Source organism: Acinetobacter sp. YH01009, from assembly GCF_013420765.1.
Taxonomy (GTDB): Bacteria; Pseudomonadota; Gammaproteobacteria; order Pseudomonadales; family Moraxellaceae; genus Acinetobacter; species Acinetobacter amyesii.
The window spans coordinates 96,356-115,755 of record NZ_VOYE01000013.1 but is presented as its reverse complement, the minus strand read 5'-3'; the positions used below and the strand labels follow the sequence as shown (position 1 = coordinate 115,755).

General features: G+C 40.5%; 17 protein-coding genes. 15 read left to right on the top strand and 2 right to left on the bottom strand.

The features are described 5' to 3' along the window. Positions 1-109: 109 nt before the first annotated feature. From mnmG to FTT76_RS12875, 3 genes are all read left to right on the top strand, one after another. Positions 110-1,990, top strand: coding sequence for a tRNA uridine-5-carboxymethylaminomethyl(34) synthesis enzyme MnmG (mnmG, locus tag FTT76_RS12885; protein ID WP_180003879.1), 1,881 nt, complete (start codon positions 110-112; stop codon positions 1,988-1,990). Positions 1,991-2,333: 343 nt separating this feature from the next. Then, on the top strand, positions 2,334-3,539 hold the full coding sequence (gene mhpT, locus FTT76_RS12880) for a 3-(3-hydroxy-phenyl)propionate transporter MhpT (RefSeq protein WP_180007765.1): 1,206 nt from the start codon (positions 2,334-2,336) through the stop codon (positions 3,537-3,539). A gap of 114 nt (positions 3,540-3,653) precedes the next feature. Beyond that, positions 3,654-3,980: a hypothetical protein gene (locus FTT76_RS12875; RefSeq protein WP_078193710.1), complete on the top strand. Its 327-nt coding sequence runs from the start codon at positions 3,654-3,656 to the stop codon at positions 3,978-3,980. A gap of 70 nt (positions 3,981-4,050) precedes the next feature. On the opposite strand, the gene glnG is transcribed toward FTT76_RS12875, so the two are convergent. Together glnG and glnL are read right to left on the bottom strand one after the other, a co-directional pair. Further along, positions 4,051-5,526, bottom strand: coding sequence for a nitrogen regulation protein NR(I) (glnG, locus tag FTT76_RS12870; RefSeq protein ID WP_180007766.1), 1,476 nt, complete (start codon positions 5,524-5,526; stop codon positions 4,051-4,053). Continuing rightward, entirely contained in the window at positions 5,516-6,622 is a 1,107-nt protein-coding gene (glnL, locus tag FTT76_RS12865) for a nitrogen regulation protein NR(II) (protein ID WP_078188727.1), read from the bottom strand. The genes glnG and glnL overlap by 11 nt, the downstream gene beginning before the upstream one ends. Before the next feature lie 352 nt (positions 6,623-6,974). Here glnL and rimO point away from each other — a divergent pair, with 352 nt between their 5' ends. The 12 genes from rimO to lpxA all read left to right on the top strand — a co-directional run bounded on the left by rimO (position 6,975) and on the right by lpxA (position 19,345). Next, a complete protein-coding gene (gene rimO, locus FTT76_RS12860; protein WP_180007767.1) occupies positions 6,975-8,318 on the top strand; it encodes a 30S ribosomal protein S12 methylthiotransferase RimO in 1,344 nt (447 codons plus the stop codon). A gap of 45 nt (positions 8,319-8,363) precedes the next feature. Then, positions 8,364-9,092: a UMP kinase gene (pyrH, locus tag FTT76_RS12855; protein WP_078193535.1), complete on the top strand. Its 729-nt coding sequence runs from the start codon at positions 8,364-8,366 to the stop codon at positions 9,090-9,092. Between the two features lie 79 nt (positions 9,093-9,171). Continuing rightward, positions 9,172-9,726, top strand: a complete 555-nt coding sequence (frr, locus tag FTT76_RS12850; protein ID WP_078188724.1) for a ribosome recycling factor — start codon at positions 9,172-9,174, stop codon at positions 9,724-9,726. Positions 9,727-9,732: 6 nt separating this feature from the next. Beyond that, positions 9,733-10,488 carry a polyprenyl diphosphate synthase gene (gene uppS, locus FTT76_RS12845; RefSeq protein ID WP_078188723.1) on the top strand — a complete coding sequence of 252 codons (756 nt, stop codon included), beginning with the start codon at positions 9,733-9,735 and terminating at the stop codon, positions 10,486-10,488. After that, complete coding sequence (locus tag FTT76_RS12840; RefSeq protein WP_078193533.1) at positions 10,489-11,313, top strand: CDP-archaeol synthase; 825 nt, start codon at positions 10,489-10,491, stop codon at positions 11,311-11,313. Then, a complete protein-coding gene (ispC, locus tag FTT76_RS12835) occupies positions 11,314-12,510 on the top strand; it encodes a 1-deoxy-D-xylulose-5-phosphate reductoisomerase (protein WP_180007768.1) in 1,197 nt (398 codons plus the stop codon). A gap of 3 nt (positions 12,511-12,513) precedes the next feature. Beyond that, positions 12,514-13,869 (top strand): RIP metalloprotease RseP, encoded by a 1,356-nt coding sequence (rseP, locus tag FTT76_RS12830; protein ID WP_180007769.1) that lies wholly within the window; start codon positions 12,514-12,516, stop codon positions 13,867-13,869. A 40-nt stretch (positions 13,870-13,909) separates the two neighbouring features. Further along, on the top strand, positions 13,910-16,453 hold the full coding sequence (gene bamA / locus FTT76_RS12825; RefSeq protein WP_180007770.1) for an outer membrane protein assembly factor BamA: 2,544 nt from the start codon (positions 13,910-13,912) through the stop codon (positions 16,451-16,453). Positions 16,454-16,494: 41 nt separating this feature from the next. Continuing rightward, complete coding sequence (locus FTT76_RS12820; RefSeq protein WP_180007771.1) at positions 16,495-16,995, top strand: OmpH family outer membrane protein; 501 nt, start codon at positions 16,495-16,497, stop codon at positions 16,993-16,995. A 3-nt stretch (positions 16,996-16,998) separates the two neighbouring features. Next, positions 16,999-18,069, top strand: coding sequence for a UDP-3-O-(3-hydroxymyristoyl)glucosamine N-acyltransferase (lpxD, locus tag FTT76_RS12815; protein ID WP_180007772.1), 1,071 nt, complete (start codon positions 16,999-17,001; stop codon positions 18,067-18,069). A gap of 5 nt (positions 18,070-18,074) precedes the next feature. Then, entirely contained in the window at positions 18,075-18,560 is a 486-nt protein-coding gene (gene fabZ, locus FTT76_RS12810) for a 3-hydroxyacyl-ACP dehydratase FabZ (protein ID WP_171263789.1), read from the top strand. Next, entirely contained in the window at positions 18,557-19,345 is a 789-nt protein-coding gene (lpxA, locus tag FTT76_RS12805) for an acyl-ACP--UDP-N-acetylglucosamine O-acyltransferase (RefSeq protein WP_168377606.1), read from the top strand. The genes fabZ and lpxA overlap by 4 nt, the downstream gene beginning before the upstream one ends. Positions 19,346-19,400 lie beyond the last annotated feature (55 nt).

The window sequence follows — 19,400 nt, the reverse complement described above, 5'->3', positions numbered from 1 at the left end:
TATAGGCATAAAACGGTAGTCAATAACAATAAAATCGAGTTAATCAGTCAACTTATCGGTGAATTTTTGCTATAATCTTCCGTCATTCTTTTTTAATCTCCTTACCACTATGCATTATCCTAAAGTTTACGATGTCATTGTTATCGGCGGCGGTCACGCGGGTACTGAGGCAGCTCTTGCTGCGGCACGTATGGGTCGACAGACTTTACTCTTAACTCATAATATTGAGACTTTAGGGCAGATGAGCTGTAACCCAGCCATTGGTGGTATTGGTAAATCACATTTAGTACGTGAAATTGATGCTCTAGGCGGTGCAATGGCATTGGCTGCCGACAAAGGCGGTATTCAATTCCGTATTTTAAACTCACGTAAAGGTGCGGCTGTTCGTGCGACTCGCGCACAGGCTGACCGTATTCGTTATAAAGCTGCGATTCGTGAAACCTTAGAAAATCAAGCGAACTTGGATATTTTCCAACAAGCAGCTGACGACTTAATCGTTGAGGGCGACACTGTAAAAGGTGTGGTTACTCAGATGGGTATTCGTTTTGATGCGAAAACTGTTGTATTGACTACAGGTACATTCCTAGGTGGTGTGATCCACGTAGGTCTAAATAATGCTTCAGGTGGTCGTGCGGGCGATCCTCCTTCAATTTCATTGGCTGCGCGCCTTCGTGAATTGAACTTACCTGTAGGTCGTTTAAAAACTGGTACACCACCACGTATCGATGCACGATCAGTTGATTTCTCTGTGATGACGCCACAGCCGGGTGATTTCCCATCTCCGACTATGTCGTTCATGGGTGATGCGTCGATGCATCCTGAGCAAATCAATTGCTATATCACACATACCAATGAGAAAACTCACGATATCATTCGTGGTGGCTTAGACCGTTCACCAATGTATACCGGTGTGATTGAAGGTGTGGGTCCACGTTACTGCCCATCGATTGAAGATAAGATTCATAAATTTGCCGATAAAGATTCGCATCAAGTGTTCTTGGAACCTGAAGGTTTGGACACACATGAGCTTTATCCAAACGGTATTTCAACTTCTTTACCATTCGATGTTCAGTTTGAATTGGTTCGCTCGATTCGTGGTATGGAAAATGCGCACATTTTGCGTCCAGGTTATGCGATTGAGTACGACTATTTCAACCCACAATCATTGAAATTCTCTTTAGAAACCAAATCGATTAATAACTTGTATTTTGCAGGTCAAATTAACGGTACAACGGGTTATGAAGAAGCGGGTGCGCAAGGTTTGCTTGCAGGCTTAAACGCAGCACGTCGTGCATGGGATCAAGAGCAATGGACACCAAAACGTGATGAAGCGTACATGGGTGTATTGGTTGATGACTTGATTACTTTGGGTACTAAAGAACCGTACCGTATGTTCACTTCGCGTGCGGAATACCGTTTGATGTTGCGTGAAGACAATGCGGATCAGCGTTTAACTGCCATTGGTCGTGAAATGGGTCTGGTAGATGATGCGCGTTGGGATTCGTTCTGCCAAAAAATGGAAGCTGTAGAAACGGAGAAAGGTCGTTTACAACACCTTTGGGCAGCGCCAAACAATCCACTAGGCAAAAAATTCGTTGAAATGACTGGTGATGACCTGTCTAAAGAAACCAATGCGATCGATTTGCTCAAACGTCCAAATATCAACTTTGCGCAAATTGCTGAATTGACTGGTTCAGAAGTTTCAGCATTTGTTGGAGAGCAAATTGAAATTGCTGTGAAATATGCGGGTTATATTAACCGTCAGCAAGAAGACGTTGCGCAAATGAAACGTTTGGAAGATACACGTATTCCTGCTGATTTTGATTACGATGTAGTTTCTGGTCTTTCACGTGAAATCACCATGAAGCTGAAAAATGTATTGCCTGAAACATTGGCACAAGCAAGTCGTATTCCAGGTGTAACACCTGCGGCTGTTCAATTGGTGATGATTACGATTCGTAAGAATAACCAAGCGAAAAAATCTGCATAAGATTTTGAGTTAAATAAAAAACCCGCTCAGTTGCGGGTTTTTTATTGCCAATAAATTATTGGCTGTTGCTATTTGATCGGATTAAATGAATATTTTGATCATCATTAGTTTTAGCTATGGTTTGATTATTAAAATCTTTCATAAACTTAAGTGATTGATAATGAATTATAAATACAAAAAATAAGATCTAAAAACTATTGATATACAAAGTTTTAGGTCTTAATGGTGGGCTTTTGGTCGTGTGAATTCCGACCTTTGTAGTGGTATTTATTCTACCCAATAAAGCCGAAACTTCAGGGCATGGCGTACAAGTGGGTTTACGCTACATGAATGGAGTTCGATTATGGCAAATCAACAATCGGGAAAAATGCAAAAATTTCTAACGGTATTTTTGTGTTTCTGGGTAGCATTTTTTGAAGGTTTTGACCTGCAAGCGCCCGGTATCGCAGCAAAAGGAATCGCAGCGACATTTTCCTTAGATCAAGTGCAAATGGGCTATGTATTTAGCTTAGGTGTGTTTGGTATGTTATTTGGCGCGTTCTTTGGGGGGCGTGTCGCTGACTATTTGGGACAGAAGAAAGTCCTGATGCTGTCGATTTTTATCTTCGGTGTATTTATGTCTATCACGGCAGTTGCACCAAGCATTGAAATTTTATATATCGCACGATTCTTTACAGGTTTAGGTTTGGGCGCTGCGATGCCAACGATGATCTCGGTGGTGGGTGATGAAGCGACGGATGCTAACCGTGGGCGCTTAAATAGTTTGATGTACTGCGGCTTACCTGTAGGTGCAATCTTTGTTGCTGGCTTGGGTATTATTTTTAAAGATATCTCTTGGCATACATTGTTTTTAATTGGTGGTTTAACGCCTTTAATCCTGATTCCATTCATGGCGCTTATCTTAAAAGATAAGCGTACTGAAAAAGTTCAGGCAGAAAGCAAAGAAGCGGTTCCAGCGATGGGGCAAATCCTTTTTGCTGAACAGCGTTATAAATATACATTGCCGCTATGGTTAAGCTTCTTCTTTACCTTAATGGTGAACTATATTCTGATCAGTTGGTTGCCTAACTTGCTTATGGAACAAGGGTTGGAAAAGCAACAAGCTTTCATGATCATGTTGATGTTCCAAGTGGGCGCAGTGATTGGTACGCTGGGTTTAGGCTACTTGCTTGATCGGCTAAAATTATGGCAAATGGCAGTGATTATCTATTCAGGTTTGTTTGTGGCATTGTTTGTGCTGTTTACAACAAATTCCATTCCTGTACTTATCGCAGCAGGCATCATGGGCGGAATTTTCTCTACAGGCGGTCAATCGATTTTGTACGGGATCTCTCCAATTTTCTATACACCAGCTGGGAAAGTAACAGGTGTGGGGAGTGCGATTTCATGGGGTCGTTTGGGTGCAATGACGGGTCCATTACTCACAGGTAAGATTTTGGCACTAGGACTGGGAACGACAGGTATTTTAATTGCAAGTGCGCCGGGTATTGCTTTGTCGGCTATCGCAGTGGCTGCATTGTCGGCCTATAAGTCATCTCTTAAGAAATAATCGAAATCAGTTATATTTAAAGGAGCTACGGCTCCTTTTTTATTGAATAAATACCTTTAGCTGAAACTAAGTTTTGTTAGAATAAATCTAATATTCATGAATAAATTTACTTCTATGTCTTATCAATTGATCGAACTTGATATTTCTCCTTCAGATAACATTCAGTGTCCACATTGTCAGCAGCAAGTGATTGATTGGTCAGAAGAGCAGTATGTGCAGCCATGTGAGCATGTGCTGTTTATTGCAATGGATATTGGTTTTGAGTTTATTACCGATGAATTTGAGCAAACTATGCAGCATACAGTCGATGACTTGCATGCCAATGATGATCAATATCATATGTTTACTGAAATTACCGCCTCGAGCTTCCCTGAGTTTCTGATTTATAAGTCTGATTTAGGGGTGGAAGGTTATTCACGTTATGTCGGCTTTACGGCATAAAATATTGCTAAAAAATCTCAAAATAAAAAAGCCAGTCAAGTGACTGGCTTTTTTAATGTAAATTAGAAAATTAACTTTCTAATTCTTCTTCGACATCATCTTCGGCACTGTCCATACCGAGTTCTTTAAGTTTACGGGTTAAGGTATTGCGACCCCAACCTAAAAGTTCTGCTGCATGGCGCTTACGGCCACGTGTTTGCTGTAGTGCTGCATTGATGAGGGTGCGTTCAAACATTGGTGTGGCAATGTCGAGAATTTTCATCTCACCGTTTTTCAGTTTTTGTACGGCCCATTGACCAAGTAATTCATCCCAATGATGCACACCAATACGATCAATCCCTTGAGCAGCAGGGTTGCCATCTGTGCCTTGAATTGGAATCTGTTTTAATTCAGACGGTAAATCTTCTGGATAAACTTCACGTCCTGTAATCATCACGGTGAGCCAGCGACAGGTATTTTCAAGCTGACGCACATTACCTTGCCACGGCAATTTTTGCATGTATTCTTGCGTTTCAGGACGCAGAATTTTCGGGCTTACCCCAAGCTCTTTGCCTGCACTTGCTAGGAAGTGCTGTGCAAGCATCGGAATATCTTCACTACGATGTGCAAGTTTTGGAATATGAATACGAATCACGTTTAGACGGTGGTACAAGTCTTCACGGAAGCGACCTTCATGTACTAATTTTTCTAAGTCTTGGTGTGTTGCAGCAACGATACGGACATCCACCTTGACTGGGATGTGACCACCAACGCGGTAGAATTCGCCATCCGCTAAAACACGCAGTAAACGTGTTTGGGTTTCAAATGGCATGTCACCAATTTCATCAAGGAAAAGAGTCCCGCCATTGGCTTGTTCGAAACGACCCTGACGCTGCGTATTGGCACCGGTGAACGCGCCTTTTTCATGACCAAATAATTCAGTTTCGATCAAATCTTTTGGAATTGCCGCCATGTTGAGCGCAATAAAAGGTTTGTTACCACGTGGTGAGTGTTTGTGCAACGCATGCGCAACCAATTCTTTACCCGTGCCTGATTCACCATTAATTAATACAGTAATGTGTGATTGAGAAAGACGACCAATGGCACGGAAGACTTCCTGCATAGCAGGTGATTCACCAATAATCTCTGTAGATTGAATCGGTTGAGCGGTTTTAGCAGATTCTTGTTGTTGCAATTTGGTAATATGCAAAATTGCACGGTTTACAAGTGCTAAGGCTTCATCAATATCAAAAGGTTTTGGTAGATATTCAAAAGCACCCGTTTGATAGCTCGACACAGCAGATTCTAAATCTGAATGTGCAGTCATAATGATCACAGGTAAGTCAGGGTAGTTGCCTTTGACTTTACCTAAAAAGGTCAGTCCATCAATACCCGGCATACGGATGTCTGTCAAAATAACATCTGGCGCATCGACACTTAACTGATCTAAAGCGGATTGTGCTTCTTCAAAACTGGTAACATCAAAACCTTCTTCTTTGAATGTTTTTTCCAGCACCCAACGCATGGCGCGATCATCATCGATGACCCAAATCTTATTACGCGACATGATCTGACTCCCAAGGTAAATATAGGCTAAATACTGTTTTTCCAGGAACTGATTGGCATTCAATCATTCCGTTATGTTGATGCATAATATTTTGTGCAATGCTCAGGCCGAGACCTGTGCCTTTCGCTCGTCCTGTCACTAAAGGATAAAATACGGATTCTAATATTTCTTGTGGGACACCCGGTCCATTGTCCTCAATGTCAATGCGTACCGCAGAACGTTTTAATACACCATTGATGGTGACTAAGCGTTGAATACGTGTGCGCAAGGTCAGTTCTGGTTGATGCTCAACAAAGAACTCTTTATTTTCAGTCATCGCCTGAACGGCATTGACGCTGATATTCAGCATGACCTGAATCAATTGATCACGATCTGCCAGAACATCCGGTAAAGAAAGGTCGTAATCACGGGTGATCTTAATTTTCTTTTTAGTTTGGTTGACGATCAGTGAACGGACACGTTCAAGTGGTTCATGCACATTGACTGGCTCGTAACTTGGCAATTGTCTTGAACCCAGCATGGTGTCAGCAAGATTTCTTAATCGATCCACTTCACTAATAATAATGTCGGTGAATTCACTGTACTTCGGATCATTTAAGCTACGCGCTAAAAGTTGTGTCGCCCCACGGATACCACCAAGTGGATTTTTAATTTCATGGGCAACGCCACGAATCAGTTGTCGTGCAACTTGATGTTGTTGAATCAGGTTTTCTTCTTTAGAGATTTTTAACATCCGGTCGATTTGATTGAGCTCAATCAATAGCAAAGGGTGGTAGGGTTTACCTGAGTTGAGCTGTGACACGGTGTAATCGACATGAATGTCTTTAAAGTTGACATTAATCGTTGCTTCTCGGCGCGTATAGTGTTGACCAGAAGTTAATGTATTCATTAATGCATCATGCGTATTGAATTCATCATCGGGCATATGAAGTAAATTTAATACAGGCTGACCTGATGCACGAAGTAAGCTTATGTCAAAAAGCGCTTCACAAGATGAATTTAAATAAAAAATATTCAGGTTGCTATCGACCAATAAAATGGCAGTGGTTAAATTATCCACTAAAAGCCGGTAATCAATCGTCATAGTCTGATCCATTAGCGAGAGGTTCCTGTCTTAAAATGGCGCAATGGCATCTTCATAAAGCAAATCGTTCAATCTAATAAGGTTCGAATTGATGCAAGTTATGCAAGATATAAGCCAACTATTTCAGAAATACGCTAAGTTTTGATGCTTATTTGAATAAATGCGCTTATTTAAGACTTTAAATAAAGTGTATAGCTGATTAAAAACAGGCTGTAAATCTAAAATGCATTAAAATGGTGCAAATGAAATTATATGGATGAATTTATAGCTTTATTTTGGTGCGTGATATAAAGAGTGACCTTTTCACCTGTTTTTATGTTTTGAAAAGACATACAATACGCGGATTATAGTGGAGCGCAGATTCATGAAATCCCCCAAAGTCGGTTTTGTTTCTTTAGGTTGTCCTAAGGCATTGGTAGATTCCGAACGAATTTTAACTCAGTTAAAGACTGAAGGTTATGATGTAGCATCAGATTATGATGGTGCCGATTTAGTAGTTGTAAATACCTGTGGTTTTATTGAATCTGCAGTACAAGAGTCGCTAGATGCCATTGGTGAAGCGATGAGTTCAAACGGTCGCGTAATTGTGACTGGTTGTTTAGGTAAAGACGAAGACAAAATTCGCCAAATGCACCCAAATGTCTTAAAAGTGACAGGTGCTGCGGCATATCAAGAAGTGATGGAAGCTGTGCACGAATACGTGTCTGAGCCACCGAAACACAATCCGTTTATTGATCTAGTACCTGAACAAGGTATTCGATTAACACCAAAACATTATGCTTATTTGAAGATTTCAGAAGGTTGTAACCATCGTTGCACATTCTGCATTATTCCGAGCATGCGTGGTGATTTGGTTTCTCGTCCAGTAGGTTCAGTATTGACTGAAGCTCAAGCGCTGAAAAAAGCAGGCGTAAAAGAAGTCCTTGTGATTTCTCAAGATACATCGGCTTATGGCGTAGACACCAAATACAAATTGGACTTCTGGAACGGTCAGCCCGTTAAAACCAAATTCTATGACATGTGTGAAGCATTGGGTCAATTGGGTATCTGGGTGCGTCTGCACTATGTATATCCATATCCACATGTAGACGCTGTGATTGACTTAATGGCACAAGGCAAAATTTTGCCGTATTTGGATATTCCATTCCAACACGCAAGTCCTAAGATTCTAAAACTCATGAAGCGTCCTGCGCACAGTGAAAATACACTGGAGCGTTTAAAAGTTTGGCGTGAGAAATGTCCTGATCTTGTGATTCGTTCTACATTTGTTGTGGGCTTCCCGGGTGAAACTGAAGAAGACTTCCAAATGTTGCTTGATTGGTTAAAAGAAGCGCAGCTTGATCGTGTGGGTTGTTTTACTTACTCACCAGTTGAAGGTGCGACTGCAAATGATTTGCCAGATCATGTGCCTGAAGAAATCAAACAAGAGCGTTATGAACGTTTCATGCAAGTTCAGCAAGAAATCTCTGCTGCGAAATTGCAAAGTCGTATCGGTCAAAAAATGACAGTACTTGTGGATGATCTTGAGGAAGAGTTCCCAGTTGCTGTTGCGCGTTCTTATGCAGATGCACCTGAAATTGACGGTAATGTTTTTGTTGAAGATATCGATAAGTCAGTGATTAAAGCAGGTGATTTACTTGAAGTAGAAATCACAGATGCAGATGAATATGACTTATTTGCAAAACTAATCTCGGTTAAGTCTGCTTAAACGATTCATTAAAAATAATTGAAATTAAATAATTCGGAGTTGATGATGCTTGATTCTAAAAAACCACGTTTTGGTCGCATCCTGCTTAAGCTTTCAGGTGAAGCTTTAGCGGGCAATAAAGAGATGGGTATCGATGCACAAGTGCTCGATCAAATGTCACTCGCAATTGCGCACCTTGTTGGTTTAGGTGTTCAAGTGGGGATCGTTGTCGGCGGTGGTAACCTTTACCGTGGTAGCCAATTACAAAAAGATGGTTTGGTTGGCCGTGTAACAGGTGATCAAATGGGTATGTTGGCCACTGTAATGAACGGTTTGGCACTTCGTGATGCTTTGGTGCGTCGTAATATCAAAACTCGTCTAATGTCAGCTTTACCTATTGGTGCTGTAGTTGAATCATATTCTAGCCGTGATGCTATTCGTCATTTAACTCGTGGCGAAGTTTGTGTATTTGTTGCAGGTACGGGTAACCCATTCTTTACAACAGATACAGCAGCTTGCTTACGCGGTATCGAGATTGAAGCCAATCTTATCCTTAAAGCGACGAAGGTTGATGGCGTATACAACAAAGATCCAAGCAAGTATGAAGATGCAGTGAAATACGATGCATTAACATTTGACCAAGTTTTAGATGAAAAACTGGGTGTGATGGATTTGACAGCGATTTGCTTGTGCCGTGACCACAACGTTCCACTTCAAGTATTTGATATGAACAAATCAGGTTCATTACTTTCAGTGGTAATGGGTGAAAAAGAGGGTACTCACGTTACGAACTAATGTACGTGGGCCCTAAAGCTCTTTATACTACAAGCTATTTTAGAATTTACATCTTTTCGAATTAAGTAAGGAAGATCACATGATTAACGATCTTAAAAAAGACGCAGAAGACCGTATGAACAAATCTCTAGATTCTCTAGAGCATGGTTTTGCCAAAGTTCGTACAGGCCGCGCGCACCCATCAATTTTAAACGGTGTTATGGTTCCTTACTATGGCTCTGATGTGCCATTAAACCAAGTAGCTAACGTGGGTGTAGAAGACTCTCGTACTTTACTTGTTCAGCCTTTTGAACGTTCAATGGTTGCTGCAATTGATAAAGCAATCCGTGAATCTGACTTGGGCTTAAACCCGATTACTGCTGATGCGATCCGTGTTCCAATGGCTGCATTAACAGAAGAAACACGTAAAGACATGCAGAAAGTTGCACGTAACGAAGCTGAAAATGCAAAAGTTGCGATCCGTAACATCCGTCGTGATGTTTTAGGTGATATCAAAGCATTGTTGAAAGAAAAAGAAATTTCTGAAGATGATGAGCGTCGTGCGGGTGATGACATTCAAAAAATCACAGACAAATTCGTTGCTGAAGTTGAAAAACGTCTGGCTGCAAAAGAAGCTGAATTGATGAAGGTCTAAGTTTTAATGACCTCATCTGAAGAAACTTCCCGTCTTCCAAAACATGTTGCCATCATTATGGATGGCAACAATCGTTTTGCCAAAAAGAATCAAATGCAAAAAGGTGAAGGGCATCGTTCTGGAAAGGACATCCTAGATCCCATCGTTGAACATTGTCGTAAAAGAAATATCCAAGCACTGACCGTTTTTGCTTTTTCGAGTGAAAATTGGAATCGTCCTCAGTTTGAGGTTGATTTGTTAATGGCTCTTCTCGAAGAAACCATTCATGAGCAGTTGCCACGCATGGAAAAATTTAACATTTCCCTACGTTTTATTGGTGATCGTTCTCGTTTATCTCCTAACTTACGTGACTTAATGTTGCAAGCCGAACAAAGGACTGCTAATTTCGACAGCATGACTTTAACTATTGCAATTAGTTACGGTGGTATGTGGGATATGGCACAGGCTGCAAAACAAATCGCAGCAGATGTTTTAACTAACAAAATAGATCTTGAAGCAGTGGATGCTGAAGTCTTTGGTCAATATGTCAGTTTAAGTGATCTACCTCCGGTAGATTTGTTAATTCGTACAGGTGGTGATTTCCGTCTCTCGAACTTCTTGCTTTGGCAAGCTGCGTATGCAGAACTTTATTTTACCCAGACATTATGGCCTGAATTTACCATTGAAGAATTTGACGACGCACTAGCAGTATTTGGTGGTCGTGAACGTCGTTTTGGTAAGACCTCAGAGCAGATTCAACAAGAGCAGTTTGAGAATAAATAAATGTTAGAGCGGATAATAACCGCATTGGTACTGGTTTCAGTTGTACTGAGTTGCATGTTTGCAACCGAGTCTAAATACCCAATGCTTGTGCTGATGATTATTGCATCAGCTGTCGCGGGTTATGAGTGGTTTAAACTCATGCCGCGTAATACACAAAATGTGATTAAACCTTTCGCTTGGGGCTATGGTCTAGTCACTGCTATTCTTTCAGCACTAGCATTGCATTTTACAGATGTTGCATTACTGCTTTGGGCGGCTTCGATCTTTACTTGGATCTTAAGTGTTTATTGGGTGAAGTCTTATCCTGATTACGATAACTGGTATAACCCGAGTCTGAGTGGTATTGGTTTAGTCTTAGTTCCTGCTGCTGTAACCGCTATTTTTTCTGTGTGGATGAACTCACCGTGGTGGCTCATGTATCTGTTCCTGTTGGTATGGGGTGCAGACAGTGGTGCATACTTCGTGGGACGTAAATTTGGTAAGAAAAAACTTGCACCAGATGTGAGCCCGAATAAATCGATCGAAGGTTTATACGGCGGTCTATTTACTGCAATGCTAATTGTCATTGTTGTTGAAATTATTTATCTAGATTTAAGCATCGCTGAACATATTTTATTTTTAATACTTTCAGTAATAACGGTATTTAGTTCAGTACTTGGTGATTTATTTGAATCGATGATCAAGCGTCGTGCAGGGATCAAAGATTCTGGTCGTATTCTTCCCGGACATGGTGGTGTGCTGGATCGTATTGACTCGTTGCTTGCTGCAGCACCTATCTTTGCAGCAGGTATGTATGTTTTAAAATTAATTGGCGTAGATTTATAGATGTCACAATCTGTTTGTATATTGGGTGTAACAGGATCCATTGGTCAAAGTACTTTAAAGATTCTGCAACAGCATCCCGAAGAGTATTCAGTTTTTGCAGTCACTGCACATAGCCGAATTGTAGAACTTGTCGAAATATGCAAACAATATCGACCGAAAATCGCAGTTGTTCCATTCAATAAAGTGGATGAACTGCGCCAATTACTCGTAGCTGAAAAATTAACTGATATTGAAATCCTGCATGATGAAGAAGGATTAATCGCAGTAGCAGAACATCCACAGGTTGATGTGGTCATGGCAGCTATTGTTGGTGCGGCAGGGTTGCTACCTACATTGGCTGCTGCGAAAGCAGGTAAACGCGTGTTGCTTGCAAATAAAGAAGCGCTGGTGATGTCGGGTGACATCATGATTCAGACCGCACGTGAAAATAATGCTTTGTTGCTGCCAGTCGATTCTGAACACAATGCAATCTTCCAATGCTTACCTGAAACTTATCTACAAGGTGAGCGTCATGGTCAGCCAAAGCTAGGTGTCAAACAAATTTTACTTACCGCTTCTGGTGGTCCATTTTTGCATCATAGTTTAGAACAATTGCAAAGTGTGACGCCTGCACAAGCCTGTAAGCATCCAAATTGGTCGATGGGGCAAAAAATTTCTGTTGATTCTGCAACGCTGATGAATAAAGGCTTGGAATTGATCGAAGCCTGTCATCTTTTTGCAGTTGAAGAACAATTTGTAACAGTTGTTGTCCATCCACAGAGTATCATTCATTCAATGGTTCAATATGTAGATGGTTCGACTTTGGCACAAATGGGAAATCCTGATATGTGTACGCCTATCGCTCATGCATTAGCGTGGCCAAAGCGTATTCAAACACATGTGCCTCCATTAGATTTATTTGTTCATTCACAGTTAAACTTTGAACAGCCTGATATACAGCGATTCCCAGCACTAAAATTAGCACGTCAAGCCATGAAGGCTGGAGGCTTAGCTCCTACGATTTTAAATGCAGCCAATGAAATCGCCGTGGCAGCATTTTTGCATGAGAAAATTGGCTTTACTCAAATCCCGCAAATTGTGGAACATGTGTTGGGGCAAGTTGAAAACTCAGCTGCAAATAATATTGATGTTATTTTGCATGCAGATAAATCGGCACGTATGGTTGCTGAAAAAGCAGTATTGAATTCAGGAAGTTAAGACATGAATGCCTTGTTTATGATTATTGCAGCAATATTGCTACTTGGACCGCTGATAGCGATTCATGAATTTGGGCATTATTTCGTTGCACGTAAACTGGGCGTAAAGGTTTTAGTTTATTCGATTGGTTTTGGCCCAACACTGCTCAAGTGGACGTCGAAGAAATCAGGTATTCAATATCAACTGTCTGCATTACCACTGGGTGGTTATGTCAAAATGTTAGATGAGCGTGAAGGTGATGTCGCAGCAGAAGACTTACCGAAAGCATTTAACAGACAACACCCTTGGAAACGTATTGCAATTGTTGCTGCAGGGCCACTCATCAACTTGGCTTTTGCTGTGGTGTTGTTTTGGATTTTATTTTTACCTGCACAGGAACAGCTCAATACGCGCGTAGGTAAAATTTTACCAAATACACCAGCAGCGGCTGCGCAAATGCAGTCTGGTGATAAAATTACTGCCGTAGATGGTACTCAAGTATCCACTTGGGAGCGCTTGAATTATGCCTTGGTTGATCGTGTGGGTGAAACTGGCAACATTCAAATTCAAGCTGAACGTGCAGGGCAAATTCAAAACTTCAGTTTACCAATTCAGAGTTTTTTACGCGATCAAACTCAGTCACCACTCGATGTTCTTGGTTTTACGCCATATCGTCCTGAAATTCCTGCAGTGGTTTCAAAACTCAGTGAAGATGGCGCAGCGATTCGCCAAGGGATGCAAGTGGGTGATCGAATTGTTTCGATTGATGGCGTAAAAATGAAAGACTGGTTTGATGTTGTACAAGTTGTACAAGCTTCTCCAGAAAAGTTACTTAAAATTGATGTTTTACGACAAAATAAAATTGTGCATTTAAACGTGATGCCGCAAGGTAAGCATGACCAAATGGGTAAAGTCACAGGGCTTTTAGGTGTACAAAGCGATCCGGGTAAAGTCAATATTCCAGCCGAATACAAACAAACCATTCAATACACGCCTGTAGAGGCGATGGGAAAAGCGGTAGAAAAAACAGGTCAGATATCTAGTATGATCCTGAATTCTATTGTAAAAATGGTGCGTGGTTTGGTGGGTTTGGATAATTTATCTGGTCCGATTACCATTGCGAAAGTGGCTGGACAAAGTGCCGAAATGGGGTGGCAAACCTTCATTTCATTTATGGCACTGATGAGTGTGAGTTTAGGTATTTTAAATTTACTACCGATTCCTATGCTCGATGGCGGTCATTTAATTTACTATTTTATTGAATTAATTCGTGGTAAACCTGTTTCTGAACAAATACAATTGGTTGGATTAAAAATTGGTATGGTATTGCTGGGTAGCATGATGCTACTGGCTCTATTCAATGACATTATGCGTTTATAAGAACGTTATACGAAATAAATTAACAGCGGAAAAGACTGGCATGCAGCACAAACATTTATTTATGCCATTGGCACTGGTTAGTGCTATGGCCGTAGCACAACAAGTATATGCAGCAGATGATTTTGTAGTACAAGATATTCGTGTTGATGGCTTAGTGCGTTTAACTCCTGACAATGTAGCCGGAATGATCCCATTCTCCGCTGGTGATCGTGTCAATGATCAAATCATTTCAAACTCAATTCGTAGCATGTTTGCATCGGGTTTGTTTGATGATGTGAAGTCTTCACAAGTCGGTAATACCCTTGTATATACAGTGGTTGAACGCCCAGTAATTTCTAAAGTTGAGCTAAAAGGCAATAAACTTATTCCTAAAGAAGCCTTGGAAGAAGGCTTAAAGAAAATGGGTCTGTCCGAAGGTGAAGTTTTAAAGAAATCATCTTTGCAAACGGTTGAAACTGAATTAGAACAACAGTACATGCAGCAAGGTCGTTATGATGCTGATGTCAAAGTTATTACAACCGCTCAACCAAACAACCGTGTTAATGTCTTAATCGAGTTTGAAGAAGGCCAATCTGCCAAAGTATTTGATATCAATATCATTGGTAATACGGTCTTTAAAGAAAGCGAAATTAAACAAATTTTTGCATTAAAAGAAAGTGGTTGGAACTCGATCATTTCTCGTAATGACCGTTATGCACGTGAAAAGATGGCTGCGAGTTTAGAAGCTTTACGTGCGATGTATCTCAACAAAGGTTACATCAACTTTAACATTACCAATTCAAGTCTGAATTTGAGTGAAGATAAAAAACACGTCTTTATCGAAGTTTCGGTGGATGAAGGTGAACAATTTAAGTTTGGTAAAACTCATTTCTTAGGTGATACGCTTTATACGCAAACTGATTTAAACGCTTTAAAACTCTATAAAGATGGCGATTTATATTCACAAGAAAAAGTGAATGGTGTTAAACAACTTTTACTTCGTAAATACGGTAACGCAGGTTACTACTTTGCAGAAGTGAACATTGTTCCTGAAATCAATAAAGACACCAAATTGGTCGATTTAAATTACTATGTGAATCCGGGTCAGCAAGTCACTGTTCGCCGCATTAATTTTACAGGTAACTCGAAAACAGCTGATGAAGTTCTACGTCGTGAAATGCGTCAAATGGAAGGCGCATTAGCAAGTAACGAAAAAATTGATTTGTCTAAAGTGCGTTTAGAGCGTACAGGCTTCTTTAAAACCGTTGATGTTAAACCTGCACGTATTCCGGGTACGCCAGATCAAATTGATTTAAATGTGAATGTTGAAGAACAGCATTCAGGTACAAGTACTTTGGCTGTTGGTTTCTCACAAAGTGGCGGTGTAACTTTCCAAGCAGGTTTGAGTCAAACCAACTTCTTGGGTACAGGTAATGCAGTTTCTATCGATTTGTCACGTTCTGAGACTCAAGATTACTACAACCTCAGTGTAACTGACCCGTATTTCACTATTGATGGTGTACGTCGTGGTTATAATATGTACTACCGTAAAACCAAGTTAGATGACGACTATAACGTTAACAACTACGTCACTGACAGTTTTGGTGGTGGTATCAACTTTGGTTATCCGATCGATGAAAACCAAAGTATCAGTATGGGCTTGAATATTGATAATACCGAAGTAACTACAGGCCCATATGTTTCTACTTATGTGCGTGATTATTTACTAGCAAATGGTGGGAAGGCGACGGATACCACATCATTCTGTCCTACGGATGCGTCTGGTAACTCACAATTAACTGTGCCTGTATACAAAACTGATGCGAATGGAGATTTTGTACTAGATAGTGAAGGTAATAAAATTGTTACTCACAACACTTGCGCAGTACCTGAAGAATCATACGATAGTGCGTTTAAAGGTGATTTCTTAACTTATAACCTTAACTTGGGTTGGTCATACAATACCTTGAATCGCCCGGTATTCCCTACATCGGGTATGTCACACCGCGTCAATGCCGAAATTGCATTACCAGGTAGTGATGTTGAATATCAAAAAATCACTTACGATGCACAAGCCTATTTCCCACTGGGTAAAGACTTTGTATTACGTGGTTACGGTAAGTTAGGCTATGGTAATGATTTGCCGTTCTATAAAAACTTCTATGCAGGTGGTTTTGGTTCGGTACGTGGCTATGATAACAGTACTTTAGGGCCTAAATATCCTGGTGTGTATTATGATGCGCAAAATAAGGTTGACTATGATCCAGAAGAAGTGGGTGGTAATGCTTTAATTCAATTTGGTACTGAATTAGCTTTACCTGTGCCATTTAAAGGCGATTGGGCTCGTCAAGTCCGTCCAGTTTTATTTGCTGAAGGTGCGCAAGTATTTGATACGCAATGTGACGTTCCTAAATCTAGTGAAGACCGTCAATACTGTAAAGATAACTACGGCTTTGATATGAACAATATGCGTTATAGCGTTGGTGCAGGCTTTACTTGGATTACGATGATTGGTCCAATTTCACTCAGTTATGCATTCCCGCTTAATGATAAAGCTGGCGATGAAACAAAAGAAATTCAATTCGAGATTGGTCGTACGTTCTAAGTACGACCCTTCTGGGAATAACAAAATTACAGGTTGATAAGATGAATAAATTATTTGCTAGTTTGGCGGTATTGGGTATGTCGTGTTCTGCTGTGGTAAATGCAGCAGGTTACGGTGTGGTTGATTTAGAAAAGGTGGTGGATCAAAGTACTTATCTAAAACAACAAAATGCTCAAATTCAACAGCAGTTGAAACCACAAACCACTAAAATTGAATCACTGGCTAAAGAGCTGGAAGCAATGCAGCAAAAAGCTCAGCAGGGTGGTGATAAGTTGACTGCTGCGCAAAAGCAGCAAATGGGTCAACAGTATCAAACTAAACTTAAAGAGCTGACTGATTTACAGCAAAAAGTTCAAGCTTCGGTTCAAGGGAATATTCAGTCTTTAAATCGCACGATGGATACACGAATCAAGCAAGTTGCAGAACAATTGCGCACAGAAAATAAGTTAGATGTTGTTTTGAATAAAAATTCAGCACTTGCGTATGACCCTAAGTTTGATTTAACTGATAAAATGATTCAAAAGGTTAATGCAATTAAATAATCAATGAATTCTCAAAAATTCAGTTTAGAAAAGCTTGCTCAACTTGTTCAAGGTCAATGTATTGGCCAGCTAGATTTGCTATTCAGTGGAATGGCAAGTTTAGAGAGTGCTCAACCGCATCAGCTTGCATTTTTAAACGCAGATAAATATCTGAATGAAGCTCAACAGTCTCAGGCTGGTGCGCTGATTGTGACTGCAGAGATGCAGTCACAAATCCCTTCACAGCAAAACTTCATTGTCGTACCCAATCCGTATCTGGCTTTCGCTATTCTGACGCATGTTTTTGAAAAAAAATCTGTAGAAACAGGAATTGAAAGTACTGCCCAAATTCATCCTTCTGCAATCATTTCTGATACTGCTTATATTGGGCATTATGTGGTGATTGGTGCGAATAGTGTGGTGGGTGAAGGAACGCGCATTGAATCACAAGTGAAGATTGATCACGGTGTTGAAATTGGTAAAGATTGTTTTATCGATTCGCATGTGACGATTACTGGTGAAGCCAAGTTAGGTGATCGTGTACGTATCCATGCGAATACTGTGATCGGTGGTGAAGGGTTTGGTTTTGCGCCTTATCAAGGGAAATGGCATCGTATTGCTCAATTAGGTTCTGTACGCATCGGGAATGATGTGCGTATTGGCTCAAATTGTAGTATCGACCGTGGTGCTTTAGATGACACAATTTTGGAAGATGGTGTCATTATTGATAACCTTGTGCAAATCGCACATAACGTCAAAGTTGGTGCAAATACAGCAATGGCTGCGAAATGTGGCATTGCTGGTAGTACAACTATTGGCAAAAATTGTGTGCTAGCAGGGGCTGTTGGTATCGTAGGTCACATTAATATTGCAGATAATGTGACAATTACCGGTATGTCAATGGTCACAAAAAGTATTTCCGTTGCTGGAAGTTATTCTTCAGGCACGCCAATGCTTGAAAGTGGTTCTTGGAAAAAGGCAGCAATCCGCTTTAAACAATTAGCAGATGTGCCATTGACCCAATTGGTCAAACGACTTGATCATATGCAGTCTCAAATTGAGTCCCTTGAATCAACATTTAAATTGCGTAAATAATTATGATGACAGAGTCGAATACCCCAGCTTTCACAAAACCTGAATTACCAATGACTATTCAGACTATTCGTGAATATTTGCCACATCGTTATCCGTTTTTATTGGTTGATCGTGTTGTTGAAGTGACTGACAACGGGATTGTAGGCTATAAAAATGTAACGATTAACGAAGAATTTTTACAAGGCCATTTCCCTGAATACCCAATTATGCCGGGCGTGCTGATTGTTGAGGCATTGGCGCAAGTATCGGGTATCTTAGGTTTCATTATGAATAATGAGAAACCTTCAGCTGGTTCGTTGTTCTTATTTGCTGGTGCAGAAAAGGTCCGATTTAAAAAACAAGTCGTTGCAGGCGATCAACTTGTATTAAAATCAGAATTAGTGATGCAAAAGCGTGGCATTTACAAATATAATTGTGTTGCCACTGTAGATGGCGTAGTCGCAGCAACCGCGGAAATTATGGTTTCGCATCAGAAAACAGAGACAGCATGAGCAATAACGAATTAATTCATCCTACCGCCATTATTGACTCATCAGCAGTAATTGCTCCGGATGTGCAAATTGGACCATATTGTATTATTGGTCCTCAAGTCACAATTGGAGCGGGTACTAAACTGCATTCACATGTTGTGGTGGGTGGTTATACCCGTATTGGTCAACATAACGAAATTTTTCAATTTGCCAGTGTTGGTGAAGTCTGCCAAGACTTGAAATATGCTGGTGAAGAAACTTGGTTAGAAATCGGGGATCATAACTCGATTCGTGAACACTGTAGTTTACACCGTGGTACTGTTCAAGATCAGGGTCTAACTAAAGTTGGTAGTCATAATTTATTGATGGTGAATACACATATTGCACATGACTGTGTGGTAGGTGATCATAATATCTTTGCTAATAACGTCGGCGTTGCAGGTCATGTCCACATTGGTGATTATGTCATCGTAGGTGGTAACTCTGGTATTCATCAATTCTGTAAAATCGATTCTTACAGTATGATTGGTGGTGCATCTCTTATTTTGAAAGATGTACCTGCTTATGTCATGGTATCTGGTAATCCAGCCCATGCTTTTGCCATGAACATTGAAGGAATGCGTCGTAAAGGTTGGTCTAAAAATGTGATTCAAGGTTTACGTGAATCCTTTAAATTGATCTATAAAGATGGATTAACGACGAATGAAGCGATTGAACGTATTCGTACTGAAATTTTGCCTGAAGTGGCAGAAGCGCAATTGTTGATCGACTCACTTGAGCAGTCTAAGCGCGGTATCGTACGCTAAATGCTGCGAATAAAAAAAGACACCTTATAAGGTGTCTTTTTTTTTTGCGTTAAAA